The 229-nt window shown below is 34.9% G+C and carries 1 protein-coding gene; it reads left to right on the top strand.

Going from position 1 to position 229, the window contains the following annotated elements; genetic code table 11:
• Positions 1-229: TraB/GumN family protein (locus tag AAEY80_RS14950; protein WP_350588654.1), on the top strand; the 229-nt coding region annotated here is incomplete at both ends.

Genomic DNA, 229 nt, shown 5'->3' with positions numbered 1-229 from the left:
CAAGCTAAAAGATTACTTTGCTAAAAAGTCGATTGATATTGCTATGTTTAATGGCTTAAAGCCTTGGGCTGTTATGGTGACTATGATGCAAATTGAATTTCAAAATGCAGGATATTCAGATAAAACCGGTATAGACAAGCAAGTGCTTAATTATGCTAAAGAGCATAATATTAAAATTGGCGAGCTTGAAACCCTAGAGCAACAACTACAAATGTTTGATGGTATGGCG

Source organism: Psychrobacter sp. 78a-MNA-CIBAN-0178 (assembly GCF_040309625.1).
Classification (GTDB): domain Bacteria; phylum Pseudomonadota; class Gammaproteobacteria; order Pseudomonadales; family Moraxellaceae; genus Psychrobacter; species Psychrobacter okhotskensis.
The sequence above is the reverse complement of the archived record's forward strand: the minus strand, read 5'-3'. Positions and strand labels throughout refer to the sequence as shown.